General features: G+C 68.5%; 29 protein-coding genes, 1 other RNA gene and 1 pseudogene. 17 read left to right on the top strand and 14 right to left on the bottom strand.

The window, feature by feature from the left end:
* Positions 1-486: pseudogene (locus tag NHG85_RS06510) on the top strand (hypothetical protein); the annotation flags it as partial.
* A gap of 80 nt (positions 487-566) precedes the next feature.
* On the opposite strand, the gene NHG85_RS06505 reads toward NHG85_RS06510, so the two are convergent.
* Entirely contained in the window at positions 567-803 is a 237-nt protein-coding gene (locus NHG85_RS06505) for a DUF2842 domain-containing protein (protein ID WP_253330906.1), read from the bottom strand.
* Between the two features lie 4 nt (positions 804-807).
* The gene (locus NHG85_RS06500; protein WP_253330904.1) at positions 808-2100 is read right to left on the bottom strand and encodes an adenylosuccinate synthase; all 1293 of its coding nucleotides are present in this window, start codon (positions 2098-2100) and stop codon (positions 808-810) included.
* Between the two features lie 174 nt (positions 2101-2274).
* Between NHG85_RS06500 and secG the strand changes: the two genes are divergently transcribed.
* Both secG and pyrG read left to right on the top strand, forming a co-directional pair.
* Positions 2275-2634: a preprotein translocase subunit SecG gene (gene secG, locus NHG85_RS06495; protein WP_253330902.1), complete on the top strand. Its 360-nt coding sequence runs from the start codon at positions 2275-2277 to the stop codon at positions 2632-2634.
* Positions 2635-2809: 175 nt separating this feature from the next.
* Positions 2810-4453: a CTP synthase gene (gene pyrG, locus NHG85_RS06490; protein WP_253330901.1), complete on the top strand. Its 1644-nt coding sequence runs from the start codon at positions 2810-2812 to the stop codon at positions 4451-4453.
* Between the two features lie 51 nt (positions 4454-4504).
* Here pyrG and NHG85_RS06485 read toward each other — a convergent pair whose 3' ends face one another.
* The gene (locus NHG85_RS06485; protein WP_253330900.1) at positions 4505-4972 is read right to left on the bottom strand and encodes a lysozyme inhibitor LprI family protein; all 468 of its coding nucleotides are present in this window, start codon (positions 4970-4972) and stop codon (positions 4505-4507) included.
* Positions 4973-5056: 84 nt separating this feature from the next.
* Positions 5057-5896, bottom strand: a complete 840-nt coding sequence (locus NHG85_RS06480; RefSeq protein WP_253330899.1) for a MipA/OmpV family protein — start codon at positions 5894-5896, stop codon at positions 5057-5059.
* A gap of 107 nt (positions 5897-6003) precedes the next feature.
* Between NHG85_RS06480 and NHG85_RS06475 the strand changes: the two genes are divergently transcribed.
* The 9 genes from NHG85_RS06475 (at position 6004) to NHG85_RS06435 (ending at position 14119) form a co-directional block, all read left to right on the top strand.
* Entirely contained in the window at positions 6004-6789 is a 786-nt protein-coding gene (locus tag NHG85_RS06475) for a 23S rRNA (adenine(2030)-N(6))-methyltransferase RlmJ (protein ID WP_253330898.1), read from the top strand.
* A gap of 39 nt (positions 6790-6828) precedes the next feature.
* Positions 6829-7275 (top strand): tellurite resistance TerB family protein, encoded by a 447-nt coding sequence (locus tag NHG85_RS06470; RefSeq protein ID WP_253330897.1) that lies wholly within the window; start codon positions 6829-6831, stop codon positions 7273-7275.
* Between the two features lie 121 nt (positions 7276-7396).
* Entirely contained in the window at positions 7397-8185 is a 789-nt protein-coding gene (locus NHG85_RS06465; protein ID WP_253330896.1) for an ABC transporter ATP-binding protein, read from the top strand.
* A 41-nt stretch (positions 8186-8226) separates the two neighbouring features.
* Complete coding sequence (locus NHG85_RS06460) at positions 8227-8964, top strand: transporter substrate-binding domain-containing protein (RefSeq protein ID WP_253330895.1); 738 nt, start codon at positions 8227-8229, stop codon at positions 8962-8964.
* A 46-nt stretch (positions 8965-9010) separates the two neighbouring features.
* Complete coding sequence (locus tag NHG85_RS06455; RefSeq protein ID WP_253330893.1) at positions 9011-9916, top strand: ABC transporter permease; 906 nt, start codon at positions 9011-9013, stop codon at positions 9914-9916.
* Complete coding sequence (locus tag NHG85_RS06450; RefSeq protein WP_253330891.1) at positions 9913-10719, top strand: ABC transporter permease; 807 nt, start codon at positions 9913-9915, stop codon at positions 10717-10719. The genes NHG85_RS06455 and NHG85_RS06450 overlap by 4 nt, the downstream gene beginning before the upstream one ends.
* A 72-nt stretch (positions 10720-10791) precedes the next feature.
* Complete coding sequence (locus tag NHG85_RS06445) at positions 10792-11469, top strand: type 1 glutamine amidotransferase (RefSeq protein WP_253330889.1); 678 nt, start codon at positions 10792-10794, stop codon at positions 11467-11469.
* Entirely contained in the window at positions 11466-12818 is a 1353-nt protein-coding gene (locus NHG85_RS06440) for a glutamine synthetase family protein (protein ID WP_253330887.1), read from the top strand. Before NHG85_RS06445 ends, NHG85_RS06440 begins: the two co-directional genes overlap by 4 nt.
* Complete coding sequence (locus NHG85_RS06435; RefSeq protein ID WP_253330885.1) at positions 12815-14119, top strand: NAD(P)/FAD-dependent oxidoreductase; 1305 nt, start codon at positions 12815-12817, stop codon at positions 14117-14119. Before NHG85_RS06440 ends, NHG85_RS06435 begins: the two co-directional genes overlap by 4 nt.
* Here the strand turns inward: NHG85_RS06435 and NHG85_RS06430 are convergent.
* Positions 14116-14370, bottom strand: coding sequence for a DUF6552 family protein (locus tag NHG85_RS06430; RefSeq protein WP_253330907.1), 255 nt, complete (start codon positions 14368-14370; stop codon positions 14116-14118). The genes NHG85_RS06435 and NHG85_RS06430 overlap by 4 nt on opposite strands.
* Positions 14371-14517: 147 nt before the next feature.
* Between NHG85_RS06430 and NHG85_RS06425 the strand changes: the two genes are divergently transcribed.
* On the top strand, positions 14518-15402 hold the full coding sequence (locus NHG85_RS06425) for a LysR substrate-binding domain-containing protein (protein WP_253330883.1): 885 nt from the start codon (positions 14518-14520) through the stop codon (positions 15400-15402).
* A 59-nt stretch (positions 15403-15461) separates the two neighbouring features.
* On the opposite strand, the gene rpmG is transcribed toward NHG85_RS06425, so the two are convergent.
* The 8 genes from rpmG to NHG85_RS06385 all read right to left on the bottom strand — a co-directional run bounded on the left by rpmG (position 15462) and on the right by NHG85_RS06385 (position 21517).
* Positions 15462-15629, bottom strand: a complete 168-nt coding sequence (rpmG, locus tag NHG85_RS06420) for a 50S ribosomal protein L33 (protein ID WP_017928995.1) — start codon at positions 15627-15629, stop codon at positions 15462-15464.
* Between the two features lie 127 nt (positions 15630-15756).
* An RNA gene (gene rnpB, locus NHG85_RS06415) (RNase P RNA component class A) lies at positions 15757-16178 on the bottom strand.
* 11 nt (positions 16179-16189) lie between these two features.
* The gene (locus NHG85_RS06410; RefSeq protein WP_253330881.1) at positions 16190-16867 is read right to left on the bottom strand and encodes an N-acetylmuramoyl-L-alanine amidase; all 678 of its coding nucleotides are present in this window, start codon (positions 16865-16867) and stop codon (positions 16190-16192) included.
* Between the two features lie 5 nt (positions 16868-16872).
* Positions 16873-17502 (bottom strand): hypothetical protein, encoded by a 630-nt coding sequence (locus NHG85_RS06405; RefSeq protein WP_370362983.1) that lies wholly within the window; start codon positions 17500-17502, stop codon positions 16873-16875.
* Positions 17503-17591: 89 nt separating this feature from the next.
* Positions 17592-19076, bottom strand: a complete 1485-nt coding sequence (gene gatA, locus NHG85_RS06400) for an Asp-tRNA(Asn)/Glu-tRNA(Gln) amidotransferase subunit GatA (RefSeq protein WP_253330879.1) — start codon at positions 19074-19076, stop codon at positions 17592-17594.
* 11 nt (positions 19077-19087) lie between these two features.
* Complete coding sequence (gatC, locus tag NHG85_RS06395) at positions 19088-19375, bottom strand: Asp-tRNA(Asn)/Glu-tRNA(Gln) amidotransferase subunit GatC (RefSeq protein WP_253330878.1); 288 nt, start codon at positions 19373-19375, stop codon at positions 19088-19090.
* Positions 19376-19404: 29 nt separating this feature from the next.
* Positions 19405-20061, bottom strand: coding sequence for a hypothetical protein (locus NHG85_RS06390; RefSeq protein ID WP_253330872.1), 657 nt, complete (start codon positions 20059-20061; stop codon positions 19405-19407).
* Positions 20062-20077: 16 nt separating this feature from the next.
* Positions 20078-21517 carry a Glu/Leu/Phe/Val family dehydrogenase gene (locus tag NHG85_RS06385; protein ID WP_253330870.1) on the bottom strand — a complete coding sequence of 480 codons (1440 nt, stop codon included), beginning with the start codon at positions 21515-21517 and terminating at the stop codon, positions 20078-20080.
* A gap of 187 nt (positions 21518-21704) precedes the next feature.
* On the opposite strand from NHG85_RS06385, the gene NHG85_RS06380 reads away from it, so the two are divergent.
* The 3 genes from NHG85_RS06380 to NHG85_RS06370 are packed head-to-tail and all read left to right on the top strand — an operon-like array spanning position 21705 to position 24405.
* Positions 21705-23291 (top strand): pilus assembly protein TadG-related protein, encoded by a 1587-nt coding sequence (locus NHG85_RS06380; RefSeq protein WP_253330868.1) that lies wholly within the window; start codon positions 21705-21707, stop codon positions 23289-23291.
* Complete coding sequence (locus tag NHG85_RS06375) at positions 23288-23818, top strand: TadE/TadG family type IV pilus assembly protein (protein WP_253330866.1); 531 nt, start codon at positions 23288-23290, stop codon at positions 23816-23818. The genes NHG85_RS06380 and NHG85_RS06375 overlap by 4 nt, the downstream gene beginning before the upstream one ends.
* Positions 23815-24405: a TadE/TadG family type IV pilus assembly protein gene (locus tag NHG85_RS06370; RefSeq protein ID WP_253330864.1), complete on the top strand. Its 591-nt coding sequence runs from the start codon at positions 23815-23817 to the stop codon at positions 24403-24405. Before NHG85_RS06375 ends, NHG85_RS06370 begins: the two co-directional genes overlap by 4 nt.
* On the opposite strand, the gene NHG85_RS06365 is transcribed toward NHG85_RS06370, so the two are convergent.
* Positions 24402-24872, bottom strand: a complete 471-nt coding sequence (locus NHG85_RS06365; RefSeq protein WP_253330862.1) for a hypothetical protein — start codon at positions 24870-24872, stop codon at positions 24402-24404. The genes NHG85_RS06370 and NHG85_RS06365 overlap by 4 nt on opposite strands.
* 150 nt (positions 24873-25022) lie before the next feature.
* On the opposite strand from NHG85_RS06365, the gene NHG85_RS06360 reads away from it, so the two are divergent.
* The coding region (locus NHG85_RS06360) for a hypothetical protein (protein WP_253330860.1) at positions 25023-25249 on the top strand (227 nt) is incomplete at its 3' end.

Below are 25249 nucleotides of genomic sequence, written 5' to 3'. Positions count from 1 at the left end.
GCCCCGCTCAAGCTCGTCGCCTCGCAGCGGGTCGATCTCGCGCAGGAGCCCGCCCGCAGCCGCAGCGTGCCGGTGCGCCCGCGCCGCGTCGCCGTCGCCACCTCCGAAGCCGAGACCCAGACCCAAGACCAGGCACAACCTGCCGCGACGGCACCGGTTGAGGAGACCGCGCCTCGTCGGCCCGATGCGGTGCCCGCCGCCTCCGAGAGCTTCGGCGCCTTTGCCGAAAGGATGGGCGCGCAGGAGCTGGGCGATCTGCTGGAGGCCGCTGCGGCCTACACCGCCTTTGTCGAAGGTGCCGAGGATTTCTCGCGCCCGCAGCTGATGGAGCGGGTGCGCGAGGTCTCGCCCGAGCCGATCAGCCGCGAGGACGGGCTGCGCAGCTTCGGCACGCTGCTGCGCCAGGGCATGCTCAAGCGGGTCCGCAGCGGCCGCTTCGCCGTGGCCGGATCGAGCCGCTTCAACCCCGAGCGCCGCGCGGGGTGAGGCCGGACGTGCCTTGCGGCCCATGAAAAAGGGCGGCGCCACGCGGCGCCGCCCTTTTTCATGATCATGGACCGGAGGCCTCAGCGCTCGTCGCGCTCCTCTTCCGGATCGGCCTTGCCGACACCGAGAAAGATCCGCCGGAAGGGCAGCGCCCAGACCAGGCCGAGACCGACGTAGATCGCCAGCTCCACGAGGATCGAGGGCCGCTCGATCAGCCCGACCAGCGTGATCGCCACGACGATGTAGCCCGGCAGGCCGACCAGCAGGATTAGCAGCGACAGCCGCCGCCGGGCCTTCATCGAGAGCTTGCGCGCCATCCGCTCAGTCCGAGAAAGGATCGGTGACGAGGATCGTGTCCTCGCGCTCGGGGCTGGTCGAGACCATGGCCACCGGGCACTGGATCAGCTCCTCGATGCGGCGGATGTACTTGATCGCCTGCGCCGGAAGATCGGCCCAGCTGCGCGCGCCGGCGGTCGATTCCTGCCAGCCCGGCATCTCCTCGTAGATCGGCGTGCAGCGCGCCTGCTGGTCGGCGGCGGTCGGCAGATAGTCGTAGCGCTCGCCGTCGAGCTCGTAGCCGGTGCAGATCTTCAGCGTCTCGAAACCGTCGAGCACGTCGAGCTTGGTCAGCGAGATGCCCGACACGCCCGAGGTGGCGCAGGTCTGGCGCACGAGGCAGGCGTCGAACCAGCCGCAGCGGCGCTTGCGCCCCGTGGTGGTGCCGAACTCGTGGCCCCGCTCGCCCAGCCGCTGGCCGTCCTCGTCGTCGAGCTCGGTCGGGAACGGGCCCTCGCCCACGCGGGTGGTATAGGCCTTGACGATGCCGAGCACGAAATCGATGGCGTTCGGGCCGACGCCGGTGCCGGTGGCGGCCTGTCCTGCGATGACGTTCGAGGAGGTCACGAAGGGATAGGTGCCGAAGTCGATGTCGAGAAGCGCGCCCTGCGCGCCTTCGAACAGGATGCGCTCCCCGGCGCGGCGACGCTCGGTCAGCACCTTCCAGACGGGGGCGGCGTATTCGAGGATCGCGGGCGCGATCTCGCGCAACTTGGCGATCACCGCGTCGCGGTCGATCGCCTCGAGCCCGAGGCCTGCGCGCAGCGCGTTGTGATGCACCAGCGCCCGGTCGACCCGAAGCTCCAGCGTCGCGTCATCGGCCAGATCGGCCACGCGGATCGCGCGGCGGCCGACCTTGTCCTCATAGGCCGGACCGATGCCGCGCCCGGTGGTGCCGATCTTGGCGACGGTGCTTTGCCCTTCGCGCGCGCGGTCGAGCTCGCCGTGGAACGGCAGGATCAGCGGCGTGTTCTCGGCGATCATCAGCGTCTCGGGCGTGATCTCCACGCCCTGGGCGCGCACCGTCTCGATCTCGTTCAGAAGATGCCACGGGTCGAGCACGACGCCGTTGCCGATGACCGAGAGCTTGCCGCCGCGCACCACGCCCGAGGGCAGCGCGTGCAGCTTGTAGACCTCGCCATCCACGACCAGCGTATGGCCCGCGTTGTGGCCGCCCTGGAACCGCGCGATCACGTCGGCCCGCTCGGACAGCCAGTCCACGATCTTGCCCTTGCCTTCGTCGCCCCATTGGGTGCCGACGACCACCACATTCGCCATGGACGTACCCTCTCCGGTCTTTCAATCCGGCGTCGCTATAGCGCCACGCGCCGCCCCGCGAAACCGCAAACTGGCCGGGACGGCGTTCTCGGGCCGAGTTCGGGGTTGCGACAAGGGCCCTCCTCTTCTAGATACGGCGCGTTCCGCACCCACCCGTCGCTCGCAGAGGTCCGCATGGAAAACGTCGTCCTGATCGTCCACCTGATCCTCGCGCTGTCGCTGATCGGCGTGGTGCTGTTGCAGCGGTCCGAAGGGGGCGGCCTCGGCATGGGCGGCGGCGGCGGTGGCGGCGTGATGTCGGGCCGCGCGGCCGCGACCGCGCTGGGCAAGATCACCTGGGGCCTCGCCGCGGCCTTCATCGTCACCTCGATCGCGCTGACCATCATCGCCGCCGAGAACTCGGCGGGCGGCTCGGTGCTCGACCGGCTGACCGGCGCGACCCCGACCGAAGAGGGCGCGCCCGCCACCGATCTGGGCGACAGCCTGCTGCCGCCCTCGACCAGCGATGGCCCGGTCGTGCCGCTGGCCGACTGAGCGGCTTATCCACAACCACTGGGCGTCGGCTGATTTCGGCCACATGATCTTGCGTCCCCGGTTGCGGTCACGGGCCGAATCCGGATATCCTCAAATCCCGTGATGCCGCGAAACCTTCGTTTCGCGGCAGTCTTCCATTCGACTTTGATTCGACGATCACGGGGTACTTCCGACCATGGCGCGTTACATCTTCATCACCGGCGGCGTTGTCTCCTCGCTCGGCAAGGGACTGGCCTCGGCGGCGCTGGGCGCGCTCTTGCAGGCGCGCGGCTACACGGTGCGGCTGCGCAAGCTCGACCCCTATCTCAACGTCGATCCCGGCACGATGAGCCCGTTCGAGCATGGCGAGGTCTTCGTCACCGACGACGGCGCCGAGACCGATCTCGACCTCGGCCATTACGAGCGCTTCACCGGCGTCGCGGCACGGCGCACCGACAGCGTCTCCTCGGGGCGGATCTACTCGAACGTGCTGGAGAAGGAGCGCCGCGGCGACTACCTCGGCAAGACGATCCAGGTGATTCCGCACGTCACCAACGAGATCAAGGATTTCCTCTCGGTCGGTGCCGACGAGGTCGATTTCCAGCTGTGCGAGATCGGCGGCACGGTGGGCGACATCGAGGGCCTGCCCTTCTTCGAGGCGATCCGCCAGTTCGCGCAGGAGCGGCCCCGCGGCCAGTGCATCTTCATGCACCTCACCTTGCTGCCTTACGTCGCGGCCTCTGGCGAGCTGAAGACCAAGCCGACCCAGCACTCGGTCAAGGAGCTGCGCTCGATCGGCATCGCGCCCGACGTTCTGGTCTGCCGTTCCGAGCATCCGATCCCGGAAAAGGAACGCGAGAAGATCGGCCTCTTCTGCAATGTGCGCAAGGAGAGCGTGATCGCGGCCTATGATCTCAAGTCGATCTACGAGGCGCCGCTGGCCTATCACCGCGAGGGGCTCGACCAGGCCGTGCTCGACGCCTTTGGCATAGCACCCGCGCCGAAGCCCAACCTCGCGCGCTGGCATGACGTGAACGACCGTCTGACCCATGCCGAGGGCGAGGTTCGCGTGGCCATCGTCGGCAAATACGTGCAGCTCGAAGACGCCTACAAGTCGATCAAGGAGGCGCTGACCCACGGCGGCATGGCCAACAAGGTCCGGGTCAAGGTCGAATGGGTCGACAGCGAGGTCTTCGACCGCGAGGACCCGGCCCCCTATCTCGAAGGCTACCACGCGATCCTCGTGCCCGGCGGCTTTGGCGAGCGCGGCACCGAGGGCAAGATCAAGACCGCGCAATTCGCCCGCGAGCGCGGCATCCCCTATCTGGGCATCTGCCTTGGCATGCAGCTCGCGGTGATCGAGGCCGCGCGCAACGTCGCGGGCTTCAAGACCGCCGGCTCCGAGGAGTTCGACCACGAGGCCGGCAAGCGTCGCTTCGAGCCGGTGGTCTACCATCTCAAGGAATGGATCCAGGGCAACCACGTGGTCGAGCGCGCGATCGGCGACGACAAGGGCGGCACGATGCGGCTCGGCGCCTATACGGCGGCGCTGGCCGAGGGCTCCAAGGTGGCCGAGGTCTACGGCGCCAGCCGGATCGAGGAGCGCCACCGCCACCGCTACGAGGTCGACACCAAGTATCGCGAGGCGCTCGAGGACAAGGGTCTGTGCTTCTCGGGCATGTCGCCCGACGGGCGGTTGCCCGAGATCGTCGAATGGAAGGACCACCCGTGGTTCATCGGCGTGCAGTTCCACCCCGAGCTGAAATCCAAGCCCTTCGCGCCGCATCCGCTGTTTGCCGATTTCGTGCGCGCCGCCGTGGAAACCTCGCGGCTGGTCTGAGGCACACCGCCAAAGCGACGACGGGGCCGCCCCTCGGGGCGGCCCTTCGCGTCAGCGATACAGGTGGAAATAGAACTCGATCGCCTTGCGCGCCGTCAGGTCGCGCTGACATTCGGCGCCGTAGATCACCCGGATCGACCCGCCGCCGGCGCGGTCATAGGCGCGCCGGCATTCGGCATCGCGATCCTTGATCCACTGGCGCTGTGCGGCAAGCAGCCGATCCCACGAGCCGTCAGCCTGCGCCGCCGCCCGCATCGGCCCCCACCACGCGTTGAGCCAGGCGTCCCAGGCCCCCGCCTCCCGCATCAAGCAATCGGCGATCCCGATCGTCGTCTGATCGCGACAAGATCCGGCGATGATGTCGGAGCATTGCGACAGCACCTGTGCCTGCGAACCGCGCGCAGCGGCGGACTGCACACAGGCCCCGACGCGCGATACGTCCTGCGGACTTGGCGTCGACTGGGCGGCCGCGGGGCCGCCAAGAGCGAGCGTTGCGAGAAGCAAGGCGAGGCGAAGCATGGGAAACCCTCCCGGTACCGATGAAACAGGCCATGAGCCTATCACGGATCGGGGGGATTTTCCCCTCGGCAAAGAGATCGCGCTTCAGAACCGGAAGTCGATCTGCCGGGTGATGCCGAGCCGGGCGCCGAACTGGCCGTCATCCTCGGTGATCGGGCTGTCGGCCGCGTCGTTCATCAGCCGGTCGTAGGTGATCGCCCCGTCGAGGCCCCAATCATCGCTGAACTCGTAGATGCCGCCGACCTCGACCCCCGCCGAGATCAGCCCGCCATCGGCCGCAAAACCGGGCGCGCCGAAATAGGTCTGGGCATAATCGTCCTCGGCAAAGAGCGCGCGCGGGCCCCCGCGCAGCGTCAGCCGCTCGGAGGGGTAGAGATAGGCATCCGCCCCCAGTTCGGCGACGAAGCTTTCATGTCCGCCGAAGCCGCGCCGCAGATCGGCGAAAACGCCGAAAGCGCGCGTGTCGTAGCCCAGGCCGAACCCCAGTTCGAGCGCCGCATCCACGTCGCCCAGCCCGGTCACCCCGTCGACGTCCGAAGCGTCGCGCTCCCCGATGTAGCGAAACGAGCCGCGCAGGCCGAAACCGGTCGAGATGAAATCGGGGTCGTCGCTGCCGATGTCGAAGGGGCCGAAGCGCAGCCGGTCGAGCGCGAAGCCGACATCCGGGCCGACCTCGTAGTCATCCGAACCGAAATACTCGGGCGAGGTGGCAAGCCCGCCGCGCAGGGTGAAGCCCAGCACCCGGCCCGGATCGGACGGCGTCGGGGCGGGGGCGGTCATGATCAGCGGCTCGGCGACCGGTTGGTCGAGCGAGGCGGCCATCGCGGGCAGCGGGCTGGCGGCGAGAAGGGCGAAAAGCGGCAGGCGGCGCATGGTGAATCCTTTCGAGCGGGCTTGCAGGATGAGATACGCCGCATGGGCCATGAGGCAAATCCTGCCGGCAGGCCGCGGCGCGGCGTGACATGCAGGCCACGCGGCTTGCCCCGCCCCATCGCCGCCGCTACGAGCGCCACAGCGCAAAGGAGACTTTCATGCTGTCCTACCAGCACGCCTACCACGCGGGCAATCTCGCAGATGTGCACAAGCACGCGGCGCTGTCGTGGATGCTGGACTACATGGGCGCCAAGCCCAAGCCGCTGAGCTACATCGAAAGCCACGCGGGCCGGGCGCTCTACCGGCTCGATGCGGCAGAGGCCGAAAAGACCGGCGAAGCCGCGCAGGGCATCTCGAAGGTGACGGGCTGGTTCGATGCCGCCCACCCCTATGCCCGCGTGTTGCAGGCGACCCGCGCCTCCCATGGCACGCAGGCCTATCCCGGCTCGCCCGAGATCGCGGCACGGCTCTTGCGCGCCGATGACAGGCTGCACCTGGCCGAGCTGCACCCGCAGGAGCACGCGGCGCTGGCCGCCGCCATGGGCGGGCGGGCGCAGGTGCACCGTCGAGACGGGCTCGAGATGGCGGTGGCGCTGACCCCGCCCGAGCCGCGGCGCGGGCTGCTGCTGATCGACCCGAGCTGGGAGATCAAGGAGGATTACCGGCAGGTTCCGCAGGCGATCCGCCGCATCGCCAAGAAATGGGGCGTGGGGACGATCGTGCTGTGGTACCCGATCCTGCGCGACGCGCCCCATGCGCCGATGCTGCGGCAGCTGGAGCGCGAGCTGCCCGACGGCGTGCGCCACGAGGTCGCCTTTCCGCCCGCGCGCCCGGGCCACGGCATGACCGGCTCGGGGCTCTTCGTGGTCAACCCGCCCTACGGCTTTCACCAGCAGGCGCAATGGCTCACCGCGCGCTTCGCGACGCTGGCGCCGCAGGGCTGAGGCCCTTTCCCGCGGCGCGGGGGCGTCTATATAGGGTCCATGTTCGCAGATCTTCTTCGCCGCCTCACCGATCCCGGCCCACAGCCGCTCCCCGATGCCGATGCGCGCCTCGCGCTCGGCGCCCTTCTGGTGCGGCTGGCCCGCGCCGACGGGGATTACAGCGCCGAGGAATCGCGCCGCATCCATCGCATCCTCATGGCCCGCTATGGGCTGGACGAGGCCGGGGCCGCCCGCCTGCGCGCCGATTGCGAGGTGATGGAGGCCGAGGCGCCCGATACCGTGCGCTTCACCCGCGCCATCAAGGATGCGGTGAGCTACGAGGAGCGCGAGGCGGTGATCGAGGCGCTGTGGGAAATCGCTCTGGCCGACGGGCAGCGCGACGCGGAGGAGGACGCGCTGATGCGGATGGTCGCGCCGATGCTGGGCGTGTCGGACCCCGACAGCGCCCATGCCCGGCAGCGCGCGGCGCAGCGGCTGGGCCTCTAGCCCGGCACCTGGCCTTCCGTTTTCCGTGGCGTTGCTGACGCGGGGTCAGCGGTATTGTCCTTGTTGCATTTTCGTTGAAAATACCCCCTACTCCGTCGTCACACATGGGGTGCGAGGGCACGTGAGCGACACCAATCCGGTCATCGAGATCCGCGATCTGCACAAGTCCTACGGGGCGCTCGAAGTGCTCAAGGGCGTGGACATCACCGCGCCCGCGGGCCACGTCGTCTCGATGATCGGCTCCTCGGGCTCGGGCAAGTCGACGCTGCTGCGCTGCTGCAACCTGCTGGAGGACAGCCAGCAGGGCGAGGTGCTGTTCGAGGGCGAGCCGGTGGCTTGGAAGGGAACCGGGCTGAACCGCCGCCCCGCCGACCCCAAACAGGTCACCCGCATCCGCACCAACCTTGCCATGGTGTTCCAGCAGTTCAACCTCTGGGCCCATATGACGATCCTGCAGAACGTCATGGAGGCGCCGGTCACGGTGCTGGGGCGGCCGCGCGCCGAGGTCGAGGCCAAGGCGCGCAAATATCTCGACAAGGTCGGCATCGGCGACAAGGCCGACGCCTGGCCCGCGCAACTCTCGGGCGGCCAGCAGCAGCGCGCCGCCATCGCGCGCGCCCTGTGCATGGAGCCGCGCGCGCTCTTGTTCGACGAGCCGACCTCGGCGCTCGACCCCGAGCTGGAGCAGGAAGTGGTGCGCGTGATCAAGGATCTGGCCGAAGAGGGCCGCACCATGATCATCGTCACGCATGACATGCGCATGGCGCATGACGTGGCCGATCACGTCGTGTTCCTGCACAAGGGGCTGATCGAGGAGCAGGGCCCGCCCGCCGAGCTCTTCGGCAATCCGAAATCCGAGCGGCTGCGGCAGTTCCTGTCGCACTCCGCCCCGCATCCGCAGCCCGCCTGAGAGCGGGCACGGTTCTTTTCCCAACAGGAGACCACCCCAAGATGAAGACGCTGATCCTCACGACCGCGGCGCTCGCGCTGACCGCAGGCGCCGCGCTGGCCGAAAGCCACAGCCAGACCGTGCGTCTTGGCACCGAGGGCGCCTACCCTCCGTACAACTTCCTCAACGACGCGGGCGAGGTCGACGGCTTCGAGCGCGAGGTGGGCGACGAGCTGTGCAAGCGCGCCGAGCTGACCTGCGAATGGGTCACCAACGATTGGGATTCGATCATCCCCAACCTCGTCTCGGGCAACTACGACACGATCATCGCCGGGATGAGCATTACCGACGAGCGTGACGAGGTGATCGACTTCACGCAGAACTACTTCCCGCCCGCGGCTTCGGCCTATGTCGCGCCCTCCGAGGACGTGGACCTGATGAGTGGCGTCGTCTCGGCCCAGGCCACCACGATCCAGGCTGGCCATGTCGCCGACAGCGGTGCGGCGCTGCTTGAATTCGCCACCCCCGACGAGGCCGTGGCCGCGGTGCGCAATGGCGAGGCCGACGCGGTTTTCGCCGACAAGGACTTTCTCGCGCCGATCGTCGATGCCTCGGGCGGCGAGCTGATGTTCGTGGGCGAGGACGTGGCGCTGGGCGACGGCATCGGTGTCGGCCTGCGCGAGAGCGATGGCGAGCTGCGCGAGACGCTCGATGCGGCGATCCAGTCCATGAAGGACGACGGCTCGCTCAACGAGCTGCTGGTCAAGTGGTTCGGCGAAGAGACCCAGACCTTCGAATGACCCCTCACCGGGGCGGCCCTCGCGCTGCCCCGCCTGAAAGCCGCCCATGTTCGCTTCCTGCGCCGATCCCGAAACGCTTTCCGGCCTGAGCTGGCTCATATGCTACCTCACCACGGGAAAGCACATCGCCTTCTACTGGGCCTTCGGCACCGTGCTCTTGCTGCTCGCGGTGACGGCGCCTGTGGCGCTGGCCTTCGGCTTCGGCGGCGCCATGGCCGCGCGGTCGCGCGTGGCGCCGCTGTCGTGGCTAGGCAAGGGCTACATCGCCATCGTGCGCGGCGTGCCCGACATCGCCTTCTTCCTGTTCTTCGTGATCGCGCTCGACCAGGGCATCGAATGGCTGCGCCACAAGGCGAAATGCCCCGACTGGGACCAGCCGATCCGGCAAGGCAACGACTTCATCGTCTGCGCCGAGGCCAAGATGCCGCTCTCTTCCTCGGCTCAATGGGTGCACGAGGTCTACGGCTTCTGGCTCGCCGTCTTCACCTTCGCCCTCGTCTTCGGCGCCTTTGCCGCCAACGTGCTCTACGGCGCGATGCGCGCCGTGCCGCGCGCCCAGACCGAGACCGCCGAGGCCTACGGCATGAGCCGGGCCCAGGTCTTTCGCCGCGTGATCGTGCCGCAGATGTGGGTCTATGCCCTGCCCGGCCTGTCGAACCTGTGGATGGTGCTGATCAAGGCCTCGCCGCTGCTGTTCCTCCTAGGCGTCGAGGACATCGTCTACTGGGCGCGCGAGCTCGGGAGCACCAAGACGCCGCAATTCACTGCCTACCCGCATGGCGACTGGCGGATGTGGTATTTCCTGTTCCTGCTGGTCTTCTATCTCGGCTTCACCCGCATCTCCGAGATCGTGCTTGATCGGATCATGCAGCGCCTCACCCATGGGCAGGCGACGCTGGGGAGCCACAAGCGCACCGGCCCCATCGGCATGAACAAGGCAGGCCCGCCATGAGCTGCTACGAAACCCTCATGGACTACGGGCTGCGCTCGCTGGGTTACGGCGAGCGGCTGCTGCCGCGTTCGGATTTCACCCTGTGCCAGCAATTCGTGCTGATCGGCTCGGGGCTGATCTGGAACATCTATTTCGGCGTCGTGGCGCTGCTTACGGGCTTCGTGCTCGCCACCGCGCTGGCGGTGGGCAAGGCCTCGGCCTCGCCATGGTTCCGCAAGCCCGCCGAATGGGTGATCTTCATCTTCCGCGGCTCGCCGCTCTTCATCCAGTTCTTCTTCGCCTATTTCCTGTTTCTCTCGCTCAAGGGGCAGGTTCCCGCCTTCGACGCGCTGACCTCGGCCTGGCTCGGCGCGGCGGTGGTCCTGTTTCTCAACACCGCCGCCTATTCGGGCGAGATCTTCTACGGTGCGCTATGCTCGGTGCCGCGCGGCGAGGTCGAGGCGGCTGATGCCTACGGGCTTTCGGGCTGGGCCAAGTTTCGCCGCGTGGTCTGGCCGACGACGCTGCGGCTGGCGTGGCCCGCCTATACCAACGAGGCGATCTTTCTCTTTCACGCGACGACGCTGGTGTTCTTCTCGGGCTTTCCCGCCTCGCGGCAGAAGGGCGACGCACTCTACTACGCCTCCTATTTCGCCGACAAGACCTTCAACCCCTTCGTTCCCTACCCGATCCTCGCGGGCTATTTCGTGCTGCTGACGCTGGTGGTGATCGGGGTGATGGGGCTGATCGGGCGGCGGCTCAACCGGCACCTGCCGAACGCGGCCCCCGCCCGGTCCAAGGGCTTCGGGATGCTGATGCGCTGAGCCTTCGGCGCACCGCTTGCCCCGGCCCGCGGTGCGGTCTAGCTTTCGGGGAAATCCTCAGGACGGTGCTTCATGCAGATCGGCATTCTCGAGACCGGCCACGCGCCAGACGCGCTGCGCCCGGAACTTGGCGACTATTCGGAGCTGTTCGAGCGACTGCTCGACGGGCACGGCTTTGCCTTCCGCCGCTACGACGTGGAAGGGATGGTGTTTCCCGACCGCCCCGATGAATGCGACGGTTGGCTCATCACCGGCTCCAAGCACGGCGCCTATGAGGACCACGGCTTCATCGCGCCCCTGGAGGCGCTGATCCGCGAGATCCATGGCGCAAAAATACCGCTCGTCGGCGTCTGCTTCGGCCACCAGATCATCGCGCAGGCGCTCGGCGGCAAGGTCGAGAAATTCGCCGGCGGCTGGTCGATCGGCCGGCAGCCCTACGCCTTCGAGGGGCGCGACATCGCGCTCAACGCCTGGCATCAGGACCAGGTGGTGGAGCGCCCCGAGGGCGCGCGCACCGTCGCTTCGAATGATTTCTGCGCCCATGCGGGGCTGGCCTGGGGGGATCACGTCTTCACCATCCAGCCGCATCCCGAATTCGATGCCCGCTTTATCGAGGGCCTCGCCACCACCCGCGCCATCGGCGTGGTGCCGCCCGACCAGATCGATCAGGCGCTCGCCAATCTCGACAAGCCGGTCGATGCCGATGTGCTTGCCGATCGCATGGCCTGCGTTCTCAAGGGGGCCGCATGAGCTGGGTCGACGAGATCCCCGAAGCCGCCCGCCTCTACCTCGATCAGCACCGCCTCGACGAGGTGGAATGCGTGATCGCCGACCTGCCGGGCATCGCGCGCGGCAAGGCGGTGCCGGCGGCGAAATGGGAAAAGCAGCAGTTCTTCCACCTGCCCAACTCGATCTTCTTCCAGACGATCACCGGCGACTGGGGCGAGGCGGCGGGGCCCGAAGGCTTCGTCGAGCCCGACATGGTGCTCAAACCCGACCTCGCCACCGCCACGGCCGCCCCCTGGGCCGCGGACGGCACGCTGCAGGTGATCCACGACGCCTATGACCAGAAGGGCCGTCCGGTCGGCTGCTCGCCGCGCAACGTCCTCAAGCGAGTGATCGACCTCTACAAGGCCGAGGGCTGGACGCCCGTGGTGGCCCCCGAGATGGAGTTCTACCTCGTCGGGCGCAACACCGACCCGGCCAAGGCGATCGAGCCGATGCTGGGCCGAACGGGCCGGCCTGCCGCCGCCCGGCAGGCCTATTCGATGACGGCGGTGGACGAGTACGGTCCCGTGATCGACGATATCTACGAATATGCCGAGATCCAGGGGTTCGAGATCGACGGCATCACGCAGGAGGGCGGCGCGGGCCAGCTCGAGATCAACCTGCGCCATGGCGACCCGGTGAAGCTCGCCGACGAGGTGTTCTTCTTCAAGCGGCTCATCCGCGAGGCCGCGCTCAAGCACGACTGTTTCGCCACCTTCATGGCCAAGCCGATCGAGGGCGAGCCGGGCTCGGCGATGCATGTCCATCACTCGATCATCGACGCCAAGGGGCGCAACCTCTTCACCGGCCCGCAGGGTGGCGAGACGGACGCCTTCTTCAACTTCATCGGCGGATTGCAGGAGCACATGCCGAGCGTGATCGCGATGTTCGCGCCCTATGTGAACTCCTTCCGTCGCTACGTGCGTGATCACGCGGCACCCATCAACCTCGAATGGGGCCGCGACAACCGCACCACCGGCATCCGGGTGCCGATCTCGCCGCCGCAGGCGCGCCGCGTCGAGAACCGGCTCGCCGGCATGGATTGCAACCCCTATCTGTGCATCGCCGCCTCGCTGGCCTGCGGATACCTGGGCATGAAGAACGAGATCTGGCCCGACAAGCGCTACCGGGGCGACGCCTACGAGGCCGAGGACGAGATCCCGCAGGGGCTCTATGCCGCGCTCGACCTCTTCGACGGCGCGAGCGAGCTGCACGAGGTGCTGGGGCCGGAATTCGTGCGCGTCTACTCGATCGTCAAGCGCGCCGAATACAACGAGTTCCTGCAGGTGATCAGCCCGTGGGAGCGCCAGCACCTGCTCTTGAACGTATGAACCCGCTTTACCGCAACGACCCGCCGGGCCAGATGCCGCGCAGCTGGTATGCTGCCACCGCCGAGCCTGTGGCCGACCGCGCGCCGCTCGACACGGATCGCCGCTGCGACCTCGCCATCGTCGGCGCGGGCTTCACCGGGCTCTGGGCCGCGCTGACGGCGGCGCGGGCCGGGCTCGATGTCGTCGTGCTCGACGCGCATCGCGCGGGCTTCGGTGCTTCGGGACGCAATGGCGGTCAGGTCGGCTCGGGCTTCAACAAGGGGCAGCTCTGGCTGGAGCAGCGTCTGGGCGAAAGCCCGGCGCGGCAGCTTTGGGACATCGCCGAGGAGGCCAAGCGCCAGCTGCGCGAATTCTGCGAGACCCATGCGCCCGAGGCGCGCTACCTGCCCGGCGTGGTGCACGGCGCCTATTCCAAAAAGGAGGCCGCGAGCGACCGGGCCGAGGCCGAGCACCTTTCGCGCGCCTATGGTTACGATGCGATCCGGCCGCTGGATCGCCGCGAGATTCGCGAAATCGTGAAGACCGAGGCCTATCACGGCGGGCTCATCGACGAGGGCGCGGGGCATCTGCATCCGCTGCGCTACGCCCGCGCCCTGGCGCGCGAGGCCGAGGCGGCGGGGGCCACCATCCATGAGCTGACCGAGGTGACGAAGGTGGAGCGCGGCACCCCCGCCGTGCTGCACACGCCCGCCGGGCGGGTCACCGCCGATCACGTGATCCTCGCGGGCAATGGCTACCTGCCGGGCATCATGCCCGAGGTCGCGTCCCGGGTGATGCCGATCAACAGCTTCATCGCCGCGACCGAGCCCTTGGGCGAGCGCTGGTGCGAGGTGCTCGCGCGCGACATCGCGGTGGCCGATTCGCGATTCGTGGTGAACTACTACCGCATGACCGAGGACCGCCGCTTTCTCTTTGGCGGACGCGAGAGCTATTCCATCGGCTTTCCGACCGACATCACCACCAAGCTGCGCGCGCGGATGCAGGAGCTGTTTCCCCAGATCGCCGACGTGCGGATCGACAACGTCTGGGGCGGCACGCTCGGCATCACCATGTCGCGCCTGCCGAGCCTGCAGCGAATCGGGCCGAACATCCTGTCGGGCGCGGGGTTCTCGGGGCATGGCGTGGCGCTGTCGGGCATGGCGGGGCGCGTCATGGCCGAGGCGGTCGCGGGGCAAGCCGGACGCTTCGACACCTTCTCGCGCCTGCCGGTGCCCGAGTTTCCGGGCGGCGCGCGGCTGCGCGCGCCGCTCCTGACGCTGGCGATGACGTGGTTCTCGCTGCGCGATAGGCTCGGGGTCTAGCCGCTGGCCATCCCCGCCAGCATCGCGCCCAGGGCGACGAGGTGGATCAGCATGATCGCCCGGTCGTTCCACAGGATCCCCATGGCGAGCCAGCCCACCACCCCGCCGAGAAACAGGTAGAGGTTCAGCGGCGTGACGCCGAAGGCCGTCGCGGCATAGCCCGCGATCTGGATCACGCTGGCGATCCACTTTACCGCGAAGGCCAGGCGCGGATCGCGCCAGAACGAGGGGCGCAATGCGGCGCCGGGCATGGTGCAATCGATATTTTCTACCGTCATGATGCTCTCTCGAATGGCATGTCCGGACCGATCCAGAGCGGCCCGTTGTCATGGCAGGTAATCGCGTTAGGCTAAGGTGACGAGCCAGAAGCACTACATCCTGTCAGTAGAAAAACTATCATGTCGCGCCGCACCGCCCTGCCCCCGCTCAATGCCCTGCGCGCCTTCGAGGCGGCGGGCCGGCACCTGACCTTTCGCGCCGCTGCCGATGAGCTCGGCGTGACACAGGGGGCGGTGGCGCAGCATGTGCGCGGGCTGGAGGCGCAGCTCGGGCTGCGGATGTTCATCCGCGAATCGCGCGGGCTGGCGCTGACGGAGGAGGGCCGCGCCTACCACGCCGCCGTGTCGCAGGCCTTCGCGCAGCTGTCGGAGGCGACGGCGCGGCTGCGCCCCGCGCCGGGGCATGTCACCATCTCGGTGACGCCGACCTTCGCCTCGAAATGGCTGATCCCGCGCCTGCCCGGCTTTGGCGCGGCGCATCCCGAGATCGATCTGCGGGTCATGGCGACCGAGCGGGTGACGAGCTTTCATTCCGACGGGATCGACCTCGCCGTGCGGCAGGGCGAGCCGCCCTTCGGTGCCAGCATCCGCGCCGATCCGCTGTTCAGGCAGGAGATCCTCGCCGTCTGCGCCCCCGATCCGGCCTTCGGCCTGACCCCGCCTTTCGGCCCAGAGGCTTTGCCCCGCCTGACGCTCCTGCACGACACGCACGACCTTTGGCCGCGCTACCTGCGCGAGGCCTTTCCCGGCGCGCGGGCGGCGCGGGCCCGGGGCATCCGCTTCAGCCAGACGACGCTGGGGCTCGATGCCGCTTTGGCGGGACAGGGCGTGGCGCTGGCGAGCCGGTTTCTGGTGAACCGCGATCTGACGGCCGGACGGCTGGTGCAGGCGATGGAGCACGTGCTCAGGGGGCGGCGCGATTTCTATCTCCTGGCCTCGCGCAGCCGCATGTCACCCGCCACCGCGGCGGCGCGGGACTGGCTCTTGGCGCAGGCCGATCCCTGAATGAGAAAGGCCGCGCTCCTTGCGGAACGCGGCCTAGAACTTTGCCGAGGAGGCTCAGATCACTTGATCTTGCCTTCCTTGTACTCGACATGCTCGCGCTTGACGGGGTCGTACTTCCGCACGACCATCTTCTCGGTCATGGTGCGGGCGTTCTTCTTGGTCACGTAGAAGTGGCCGGTCCCCGCGGTCGAGTTCAGGCGGATCTTGATCGTCGTCGGCTTCGCCATGGTCGTCTCTCCTGCTCGCGGGGCGTGCGCGTTGACGGCGCCCGCGTGAATACGTCTGAGCCCCGGCTTTTAACCGCGCGCGAGGCGCTGTCAACCGGGAAACGGGGCGGAATGGCCCCGTGTGAATTTGCGCGGATGGCCTGTAAGCCGGATTCTGTCCCGGGGTTGCCCCCGGCGATGACCATTCATCTCGACACCGTGTTGCCACGGCGCCTGAAGCTGCCAACCCGGACCTCTCGGGGTCAGGCGTCCCTGCGGCGATATCCGGCGAACCGGATCAGCACCCGCGCGAGGTCCCTATTTGGCATTGCTCCCGGTGGGGCTTGCCGTGCCGGTCCGGTTGCCCGTCCCGCGGTGGGCTCTTACCCCACCGTTTCACCCTGACCCTGGCTCCGTCGAAGGCGAACCTCCGACGCATCGACCCGGGCGGTCTGTTCTCTGTGGCGCTTTCCCTCGGGTTGCCCCGGCCGGGCGTTACCCGGCACCGTGCCTTGTGGAGTCCGGACTTTCCTCGAACCCGTGAAGGCCCGCGGCCATCCAGCCATCCGCGCCTTGCGGACCTAAGCCGCGGGGGCGTGGCGGTCAACGGGAAAGCGCGCTGCGAGGTCGGCGACGAGCGCCATGTCGGTCGCATCGACCGGCCCCGCCGCATGGGGGCGAAACCGCAGACGAAAGGCGGCGAGGCGCTCGGCATGGCTGACGTCGGCGGTATAGCCGAAGATGCGCGCGAGATCGTCGAAGCCGCGGGCCGAAGGGGCAGCGCCCTGCCCCGCTTCGGGCCAGATCGAGAGCCCGTGCCGCGCCAGCCGCTTCCAGTCGAATCGCGGGCCGGGATCGTCCTTGCGCCCCGGCGCCATGTCGGAATGGCCGATCACCCGCTCGGGCGGGATGCGCCAGCGTTCCATGACGCCCGAGAGCAGCGCCTCCAGCTCCGCCATCTGCGGCCCGGCAAAGGGGTGATCGCCGCGATTGTAGAGCTCGATCCCGATGGAGCGCGAGTTCACGTCATCGACCGCGCCCCAGCGCCCCGCGCCCGCGTGCCAAGCGCGCAGCTCCTCGGGCACGAGCGCTGTGACATCCCCCGCGCCCGAGATCAGCCAATGTGCCGAAACCTCGGCCGCGGGGTCGCACAGGCGCTCCAGCGCCGCGTCATGGCTGGTCATGGCGGTGTAATGGATCACCACCAGATCGGGCCGCGCGCCAAGCCGCCGCGGCCCGTGATTCGGCGACAGCGGCATCGGCTCTACTGGCGACCGACCGCCGCAAGGAACGGCGCCGGGTCCCAGCCGCAAGCGAAGCCGTCGCCATCGGGGTCGATGCCGCGCGGGTCACGCTCGGGGCCACCGCGGGCAAGGAAATCGCGCTGCGCCTCGTCGGGCGAGCGGTAGGTGGCGCAGTTGCGCTCGAACCGGTTGCCCATCGTTCCGAGGATGAAGCGCGAATACCACTCCTGTCCGCGCCGGTTGGGCGCGTTCAGCGCGTATTCAACGATGTTGGGCCCGGTGTCGTCCGCGCGCTGCGGCAGCGCGGTGGGCTGGACCACCTGGTAGGCGGCGGCCTGCTCGGCCCGGCGCGCGGCATCCGATTCGATCGTCTCGCGGTTGGCGACCGCCTCGAAGTTCTGCTCGTCCGAGATCGCGGCCCCGCCCGCCACCGAAGGCGCGGCGTTGGTCGGGCTCGCCTGCACCCCGCCGCGCCGCTCCACGTCGATGCCTGCCGCCGCCAGCTCCGAGCTGGCAATGGCATTGGCCGAGGGCGCGGGGGCACCGAAGCTCGGGGTGGTGGAGCGGCCGGTGAGCTGCGCCTCGCGTTCGGCGCGGGCGGCGGCGAGGCCGCTGTCGGGCACCGGCGCCGCGCAGGCCGAAAGGACCATGGCGGCGCCCGCGAGGGCGGCGAGGTTCAAGCGAGAGACAAGCGGTTTCACGGCGACACTCCGGGCCCTGATCTGTTAGGTCAGCTGCGTTACCACCATTTCGCGGGCTTGGAAACGAAGCCCGCGGCCTGCTCGAGCGCATAGGCGGTGTTGAGCAGATCGCCCTCTTCCCAAGGCCGGCCGATCAGCTGCAGGCCGAGCGGCAGGCCCTTGTGATCGAGCCCGGTAGGCACCGAGATGCCCGGCAGACCGGCGAGGTTCACCGTCACGGTGAAGACGTCGTTGAGATACATCTGCACCGGGTCGGCGTCCTTCATCGCGCCAAGGCCAAAGGCCGAGGAGGGCGTCGCGGGTGTCAGGATCGCGTCGACCCCTTCGGCGAAGACCTGGTCAAAGTCGCGTTTGATCAGCGCGCGCACTTTACGGGCCTGATTGTAATAGGCGTCGTAAAAGCCCGCCGAGAGCACGTAGGTGCCGACCATGATGCGGCGCTGCACCTCCGGGCCAAAGCCCTCGGCGCGGGTCTTCTCGTACATCTCGGTGATGCCGTCGCCCTGCGCGAGCTTGGCGCGATGTCCAAAGCGCACGCCGTCGTAGCGCGCAAGGTTCGACGACGCCTCGGCGGGGGCGATCACGTAATAGGCGGGTAGCGCGTATTTCGTGTGCGGCAGCGAGATGTCGCGGATCAGCGCACCGGCGTCGCGCAGCATCTCGGTGCCGCGGGTCCAGAGCGCCTCGATCTCGCCGGGCATGCCGTCGACGTGGTATTCGCGCGGAATGCCGATGACCTTGCCGCGGATGTCGCCGGTCAGCATCGCCTCGAAGTCGGGCACGGGGATGTCGGCGGAGGTCGAATCCTTGGGGTCGTGCCCCGACATGGCGCGCAGCATGATGGCCGCGTCGCGCACGTCGCGGGTCATCGGCCCGGCCTGATCGAGCGAGGAGGCGAAGGCGATGATGCCAAAGCGCGAGCAGCGCCCGTAGGTCGGCTTGATGCCGGTGGTGCCGGTGAAGGCCGCCGGCTGGCGGATCGAGCCGCCGGTGTCGGTGCCGGTGGCGCCGAGGCACAGGTCGGCGGCCACGGCGGCGGCCGAGCCGCCCGAGGAGCCGCCGGGCGTCAGATCGACGCCGTCGTCGGCACGCCACGGGTTGACCGCGGCGCCATAGGCCGAGGTCTCGTTCGACGAGCCCATGGCGAACTCGTCCATGTTGAGCTTGCCCAGCATCACCGCGCCGTCGCGGAAGAGCTGTGTGGTGACGGTGGATTCGTATTGCGGCTTGAAGCCGTCGAGGATGCGGCTCGCCGCCTGGCTCGCCGTGCCTTCGGTGCAGAACAGGTCCTTGATGCCCAAGGGAATGCCGCAGAGATCGGGCGCGTCGCCCGATTTCAGGCGCTCATCGGCGGCCTGCGCCTGCTTGGCCGCCACGTCGGGCGTCTTGTGGGCATAGGCGTTGAGCCGGTCGGCCCCGTCGACGGCGGCATTGAGCGCGTCGGTCAGCTCGGCAGAGGTGATCTCGCCCTTGCGCAGCGCGTCGCGGGCGCCCGCGATGGTCAGCTTGGTCAGTCCGGTCATATCAGCGCCCCTTATTCCACGACCTTCGGCACCGCGAAGAAGCCCTCGCGCGCGTCGGGCGCGTTGGCGAGAACCTTCTCGGGCTGGCTGCCGTCGGTCACCACGTCCTCGCGGCGCTTGAGATGCATCGGCGTCACGCCGGTCATCGGCTCGACGCCCGTCACATCCACCTCCTGCAGCTGCTCGATGAAGCCGAGGATGGTATTGAATTCGGAGGCGAGCGCGGGCAGCGCCTCCTCCTCGACCCGGATCCGGGCCAGCTTGGCCACCCGCCGGGCGGTGTCGGTGTCGATCGACATGGGGCTCTCCTGTCTGGTCGATCCCGGCTTTAGCCGCCCCGGGGCGGTCCCGCAAGCAGCGCCCGGCGGATCAGCTCGATCATCCCGCCCAGCATCACCGCATTGAGCACATGCCAAAGGAAATGCGTGCCGATGGGCCAGCCCGCGCAGAGCGTCTCGTCAAGCGAGCGAAACGCCAGCGACTGGCACAACAGCGCCGTCCCCGCCGCCATGCCCCGCCCCACCATCGGCCAGCGCCGCCATAGCAAAAGGGCATGGATCGCAATCAGGAGCGGGACCGGCCAGTAGAAGGCCGAGATCTCGAAGAAGGGCAGCGCCGCGAAGACCGGCGTGAGCAGCATGGTCCATGGCACGAACCCCACCGCGCCCAGCGCCGAGACCCACGGTGACAGGCGCCAGAACACCCGGTTCGCGGCGAAGACATAGGCGAGGATGAAAATTCCGATGGGCACCACGTCGGCCGTCGAGGCCCAGACCGTGGCAAAGGAATGAAACAGCGCGCTGCCGATCCCGATGACGAAGAGCAGCGCCGATAGTGCGCGCGGCAGCCATACTCCCCGCGACCGGCGCCAGCACCAGACTGCGGCGATCATAAAGGCCGCGTTGGTCAGAAGGTTGAGCGGCTCAGCCCACAATCCGGGGCCGAGCCTTTCGCAGTAGCCGTCGAGCGGGGTCGTCCAGTCCATGACCCCGCCCCTGCCCTCAGAGCCCCTTGGAGCGGTAGCTCAGCGCCACCCGGCCGATGGCCACGAGATAGGCGGCGGTGCGCAGGTCGGGCACGTCATCGCGGCTGTGCCAGATCTCGCGCATCGCCTGGTAGGCCGTGCGCATCGTGTCATCGAGCCCCGAGCGCACCAGCTCCAGCTCGTCGTCGCCCTTGAGGTAGCGCTCCTTGAAGTTCTTGGACAGGCTCCAGCCCAGCCCCTCGTCGGCCGAGAGCCGCTCGAGCTCGTCGACGATGAGCTGCGCGCGGGCCTCGTCGGCACGGCGCTCCATCCGGCCGAAGCGGATGTGGCTGAGGTTCTTGACCCATTCGAAATAGGAGACGGTCACACCGCCGGCGTTGGCATACATGTCGGGGATGATCACGCAGCCCTTGTCGCGCAGGATCTCGTCGGCGCCCGCGGTGACGGGGCCGTTGGCGGCCTCTATGATCAAGGGCGCCTTGATGCGCTCGGCGTTGGAGAGGTTGATCGTGCTTTCGAGCGCGGCCGGGATCAGGATGTCGCACTCCGCCTCGAGCAGCTTCGCGCCGTCGGCGTGATGGGTGGCATGCGGGAAATCGGCCACGCCGCCATGCTTGGCGATCCACTGGTACACCGCCTCGACATCGAGCCCGTTCTCGTCGGTGATCGCGCCGTCGCGCTCGATGATCGCGGTGATCTTCGCGCCGTCCTCCTCGGAGAGGAACTTGGCGGCGTGGTAGCCCACGTTGCCCAGGCCCTGCACGATGATGCGCTTGCCTTCGAGCTTGCCCGAGAGGTTGGCCCTGGCCACGTCCTCGGGGTGGCGGAAGAACTCGCGCAGCGCGTATTGCACGCCGCGGCCCGTGGCCTCGACCCGGCCATGGATGCCGCCGGCGTTGAGCGGCTTGCCGGTGACGCAGGCGCGGGAGTTGATGTCGGTGGTGTTCATCCGCGCGTATTGGTCGGCGATCCAGGCCATCTCGCGCTCGCCGGTGCCCATGTCGGGGGCGGGCACGTTCTGGGAGGGGCTGATCAGGTCGCGCTTGGCCAGCTCATAGGCGAATCGCCGGGTGATCTGTTCGAGCTCGTGCTCGTCCCAATCGCGCGGGTCGATCCTGAGGCCGCCCTTGGAGCCGCCATAGGGCACCTCCACGAGGGCGCATTTGTAGGTCATCAGCGCCGCCAGCGCCTCGACCTCCTCCTGGTGTACCGAAGGCGCGTAGCGGATGCCGCCCTTCACCGGCTCCATGTGCTCGGAATGCACCGAGCGGTAGCCGGTGAAGGTGTGAAGCTCGCCGCGCAGGCGCACGCCGAAGCGCACGGTGTAGGTGGCATTGCAGACCCGGATCTTCTCTTCGAGCCCCGGCGACAGGTCCATCAGCGTCACGGCGCGGTTGAACATCATGTCGACGGAATCGCGGAATCCCGGTTCGGGTTGGGATTGGTGCTCGGTCATCGCGGCAATTCTCCTTATGCGGCCGGTGCGGCCCGGCGGTCCTTGCCCGATCCTAGGCCCTTGCGGGACAATATCGACCTTCTCATGCACCCGTTGCGCCACGGAAGGCACAATCGGCCCCCTTTCGGGCCGCAGTTTGGCCATGGCGCCGTGCTTTGCTGCCCGAAGGTTCCAGAAAGCCCCCGCCATGCCCGAGATCCCGCGCCTCAGACCCAGACCACACGCCCCGCCCGGCATCGGGCGCAACGAGGATGGCTCGATCGTCATCTTCTCACTGTTCACCTTCGTGATCATGCTGGCGCTGGGCGGATTGGGAATCGACACCATGCGTACCGAGAGCCGGCGCGTCGACCTGCAGTCCACGCTCGACCGCGCCGTGCTGGCCGCGGCCGACCTGCAGCAAACGCGCGACCCCGAGGCGGTGGTGCGCGACTATTTCGCCAAGGCCGGCTATCCGGCCGATCTGCCGCGGGTGACGGTGATCGACGCGCTGAATTCGCGCACGGTGCGCGCCAGCGCCAGCCTGCCCGTCTCCACCAGCTTCCTGCGGATCCTCGGCATCGACAGCTTCGACGCCCCGGCCGTCGGCTCGGCCACCGAATCGGTTTCGGATGTCGAGATCGGCCTCGTACTCGACGTCTCGGGCTCGATGGACGACAACAACCGCCTGCCGCGGCTCAAGACCGCGGGCAAGGACTTCATCGACACCATGTTCGAGAACATCGAGCCCGAGCATATCGCGATCTCGCTGGTGCCCTATTCGACCCAGGTCAACATCGGCGCCGACCTCGCCGCGGCGGGCAACGTCGCGACCACGCATGGGCACAGCTACTGCATCGACCTGCCGGCGAGCGCCTATACCACCACCCGCGCTTCGACCGGTGCGCTGGTCCAGGCCGGGCATTTCGACGTCGAAGGATTTTCTCCCACGGCTTCGGGACGATGGATCAGCGGCTACAACGGCATGAACGCGGATACTCCGAACTGCCGCAATGCGCAGAGTTTCGAGGTGCTGCCCTGGTCGAACCGCCCCCGGACCCTGAAGAACCGGATCGATGCCCTCTCCGCCAAAGGCTGGACTTCGGTCGAGATGGGGGTGAACTGGGGCACGGCGCTGCTCGATCCGGCGGCCGGCTCGGCGCTGACCGCCATGATCGATCGCAACAAGGTCGACCCCAATCTCGCCGGTTGGCCGCGCGATTTCGACAGCCCCGTGGGCATGAAGGTCCTGGTGGTGATGACCGACGGGGCGAACACCTATGATTTCCGCATCAAGCCGCCCTACAACGGCGATGCGCCCTCGGATGTCTGGCTCTATGGCTCCGACGAATACGTCGTGAAGGTCAACCAGAACGCCTATTTCCGCGCCAAGACGCGCGAGTTGCTGGGCGCGCTGCCGCATGGCGGCACCCGGCTGAGCTGGTCGGATCTCTTTTCCCGGATGAGCGTGCGCCAGCACGCCTATCACCTGCGGGTGCAGCAGCACGACGCCTCGACCTATCGGCAGGCCGCCTGGGCCTACTGGACCTCGATCATCGAGCACGAAGGCGTCACCGAAAAGAACCGCCGGTTGAAACAGATCTGCGCCGCCGCGCGGGAGCAGGGCATCGTCATCTTCACCATCGGCTTCGAGATCGACCAGCCCGGCGCGGTCGAGGCCATGGCCGATTGCGCCTCCTCGCCCTCGCATTTCTACCGGGTCGAGGGGCTGGAGATCAGCACGGCCTTCACCTCGATCGCGACCCAGATCAAGGCGCTGAGGCTGGTGCAATGAGCGCGCGCGCCCCCCTTGTCTCGCGGCTGTGGCGGGCCCGCGACGGCTCGGCCTCGGTCGAGTTCGTCATGATCATGCCGCTGCTGCTGTTGATGATCATGTCGAGCTTCGAGCTAGGCATGGTGACCCTGCGACAGGTGATGCTCGATCGCGGGATCGAGCTGACGGTGCGCGACATCCGGCTGGGAAATCTCGCCCCGGTGACGCATGACACCGTCAGCGCGGCGATCTGCGGCCATGCGCTGATCCTGCCCGATTGCCCCGGCGACCTGCGGCTCGAGATGATGCCGCTCAACCCGCGGGCCTGGGTCTCGCCGCCCGCCACGGCCGATTGCGTCGACCGCGCCGACGACACGATCCCGCTGCGCCGCTTCACCGCCGGGGTTCAGAACCAGCTGATGCTGCTGCGCGCCTGCTCGCTGTTCGATCCCTATTTCCCGACCTCCGGCCTCGGCGCGACGCTGCCGCGCCAGTCGGAGGGCGCCTATGCGCTCGTTTCGTCCACGGCCTTCGTGATCGAGCCATGAGCGCGCCGGTCCGATACCTCGCCGGGCTGACAGGCCGGCTGCGCCGCCATCAGGGCGGCGCGATGATCGTCGAGCTGGTGATCATGCTGCCGCTGCTCTTGTGGTGCTTCACCGCGACATGGGTGTTCTTCGACGCCTACCGCACCAAGGCGGTGAATGCGCGCGCGGCCTATACCATCGGCGACACGCTGAGCCGCGAGACCGGCTACGTGACCCCCGACTATCTGCTCAGCCTCAAGACCTTGCAGGATTTTCTGGTGGACGGCCGCCCGACCCGCCTCAGGGTCAGCGTGGTCGGCTATGATGCCCTGCTCGATCGCTACACGGTCCGCTGGTCGATCCCGACCGGCACCGGGCTGGAGCTGCTCGACGGCACCGCGCTCGAGGACATGCGCGACCGGCTGCCGGAGATCCCGGGGGGCGAGATCGTCACGCTGGTCGAGAGCTGGATCGATTACACCCCGCTGTTCGATGTCGGCCTCGCGCCCTTCACCTTCGAGGAGATGGCGGTGACCCGGCCGCGCTTTGCCGGGCAGTTGTGCACCAACCTCACCGCCCTCGCCGGCGCGGCCACGGCGATCTGCTAGGGGATCGGCGTGGCCCTGTCGGCGAGCCGGATCTCGATCGCCTCGGCCATGGCGCGGGTCTCGCGCGCCGGGGTGACGCCGCCGATGCCCAGCCGATGGCCGAGCCGCCACCACATCCCCGGCTTCCAGGCACGCGCGCCGGGCCGGGCCAGGCGCAGGGTGAAGCCGTTGGACGGGCGCAGCGAGAAGCTGCCGCGCTCGATGCCGATGATATCGTCCCAGCGCGCGAGCACCCGGCCCGCGCTGTCGACCAGCCCGGCCTCGTCGAGGCACAGCGCCTGCCGCGTGGCCCGGCGCAGCATCTCGCCCGCCGCCATGCCGCAAAGGCCCAGGCTCAGCAGCGCCGCCGACCACCAAAGCCCCGGCACATCCCCCAGCGCGGTATAGATCGCCACCCCGCCAAAGCCGTAGAGCACCCCGACGGCCATCGCCCGGCGCGCCGGTGCCGCCCGCAACTCGATCCTCATGCCCGCATCCCCGCTGTCTTCGGATCCGGGCATAGCCCGGTGCTGCCGCCCCGTCACCCCTCTCGCGGTCCGGAGCTGTCCCGCCGGCGACGCCTTGTTCGGCGCCCCTGCCCCGGGCTAGAACTGCGCCACCCCATACCCGGATCCCCGATGCCCCCTCTCCTGCCACGCGCCGCGCTCCTCCTTTTGCTGGCGGGATGCACCCAGTTTCCCGAGATCGACGCCCGCGTCCCCCCCTCCGAGCGCGAGGGGGACGCGCCGCGGCTGATCCCGCTGCAGCCGCTGCTGGCGCGGGCCGATGCCGCGGCGGAGGACAGCCGCGTCTCCTCGCAGACAGGGGCGGCGCTCTCGGCCCGCGCCGCCGCGCTGGCCGCCCG

The sequence above is a fragment of the Limimaricola litoreus genome (assembly GCF_024159025.1).
Classification (GTDB): domain Bacteria; phylum Pseudomonadota; class Alphaproteobacteria; order Rhodobacterales; family Rhodobacteraceae; genus Limimaricola; species Limimaricola litoreus.
This window is presented reverse-complemented; position numbering and strand designations above follow the sequence as displayed.

Excerpts from the sequence above, each read along its gene's own strand:
- NHG85_RS06445 (WP_253330889.1), top strand. The coding sequence starts at position 10,792 with ATGCAGATCGGCATTCTCGAGACCGGCCACGCGCCAGACGCGCTGCGC.
- NHG85_RS06435 (WP_253330885.1), top strand. The coding sequence starts at position 12,815 with ATGAACCCGCTTTACCGCAACGACCCGCCGGGCCAGATGCCGCGCAGC.
- secG (WP_253330902.1), top strand. The coding sequence starts at position 2,275 with ATGGAAAACGTCGTCCTGATCGTCCACCTGATCCTCGCGCTGTCGCTG.
- NHG85_RS06410 (WP_253330881.1), bottom strand. The coding sequence starts at position 16,867 with ATGCCGCTGTCGCCGAATCACGGGCCGCGGCGGCTTGGCGCGCGGCCC.
- gatC (WP_253330878.1), bottom strand. The coding sequence starts at position 19,375 with ATGTCGATCGACACCGACACCGCCCGGCGGGTGGCCAAGCTGGCCCGG.
- NHG85_RS06370 (WP_253330864.1), top strand. The coding sequence starts at position 23,815 with ATGAGCGCGCCGGTCCGATACCTCGCCGGGCTGACAGGCCGGCTGCGC.
- gatA (WP_253330879.1), bottom strand. The coding sequence starts at position 19,076 with ATGACCGGACTGACCAAGCTGACCATCGCGGGCGCCCGCGACGCGCTG.
- NHG85_RS06425 (WP_253330883.1), top strand. The coding sequence starts at position 14,518 with ATGTCGCGCCGCACCGCCCTGCCCCCGCTCAATGCCCTGCGCGCCTTC.
- NHG85_RS06405 (WP_370362983.1), bottom strand. The coding sequence starts at position 17,502 with ATGGTCCTTTCGGCCTGCGCGGCGCCGGTGCCCGACAGCGGCCTCGCC.
- NHG85_RS06380 (WP_253330868.1), top strand. The coding sequence starts at position 21,705 with ATGCCCGAGATCCCGCGCCTCAGACCCAGACCACACGCCCCGCCCGGC.
- NHG85_RS06460 (WP_253330895.1), top strand. The coding sequence starts at position 8,227 with ATGAAGACGCTGATCCTCACGACCGCGGCGCTCGCGCTGACCGCAGGC.
- NHG85_RS06440 (WP_253330887.1), top strand. The coding sequence starts at position 11,466 with ATGAGCTGGGTCGACGAGATCCCCGAAGCCGCCCGCCTCTACCTCGAT.
- NHG85_RS06500 (WP_253330904.1), bottom strand. The coding sequence starts at position 2,100 with ATGGCGAATGTGGTGGTCGTCGGCACCCAATGGGGCGACGAAGGCAAG.
- NHG85_RS06390 (WP_253330872.1), bottom strand. The coding sequence starts at position 20,061 with ATGGACTGGACGACCCCGCTCGACGGCTACTGCGAAAGGCTCGGCCCC.
- NHG85_RS06455 (WP_253330893.1), top strand. The coding sequence starts at position 9,011 with ATGTTCGCTTCCTGCGCCGATCCCGAAACGCTTTCCGGCCTGAGCTGG.
- NHG85_RS06375 (WP_253330866.1), top strand. The coding sequence starts at position 23,288 with ATGAGCGCGCGCGCCCCCCTTGTCTCGCGGCTGTGGCGGGCCCGCGAC.
- NHG85_RS06450 (WP_253330891.1), top strand. The coding sequence starts at position 9,913 with ATGAGCTGCTACGAAACCCTCATGGACTACGGGCTGCGCTCGCTGGGT.
- NHG85_RS06480 (WP_253330899.1), bottom strand. The coding sequence starts at position 5,896 with ATGGCCCATGCGGCGTATCTCATCCTGCAAGCCCGCTCGAAAGGATTC.
- NHG85_RS06485 (WP_253330900.1), bottom strand. The coding sequence starts at position 4,972 with ATGCTTCGCCTCGCCTTGCTTCTCGCAACGCTCGCTCTTGGCGGCCCC.
- NHG85_RS06470 (WP_253330897.1), top strand. The coding sequence starts at position 6,829 with ATGTTCGCAGATCTTCTTCGCCGCCTCACCGATCCCGGCCCACAGCCG.
- pyrG (WP_253330901.1), top strand. The coding sequence starts at position 2,810 with ATGGCGCGTTACATCTTCATCACCGGCGGCGTTGTCTCCTCGCTCGGC.
- NHG85_RS06385 (WP_253330870.1), bottom strand. The coding sequence starts at position 21,517 with ATGACCGAGCACCAATCCCAACCCGAACCGGGATTCCGCGATTCCGTC.
- rpmG (WP_017928995.1), bottom strand. The coding sequence starts at position 15,629 with ATGGCGAAGCCGACGACGATCAAGATCCGCCTGAACTCGACCGCGGGG.
- NHG85_RS06475 (WP_253330898.1), top strand. The coding sequence starts at position 6,004 with ATGCTGTCCTACCAGCACGCCTACCACGCGGGCAATCTCGCAGATGTG.
- NHG85_RS06365 (WP_253330862.1), bottom strand. The coding sequence starts at position 24,872 with ATGAGGATCGAGTTGCGGGCGGCACCGGCGCGCCGGGCGATGGCCGTC.
- NHG85_RS06505 (WP_253330906.1), bottom strand. The coding sequence starts at position 803 with ATGGCGCGCAAGCTCTCGATGAAGGCCCGGCGGCGGCTGTCGCTGCTA.
- NHG85_RS06430 (WP_253330907.1), bottom strand. The coding sequence starts at position 14,370 with ATGCCCGGCGCCGCATTGCGCCCCTCGTTCTGGCGCGATCCGCGCCTG.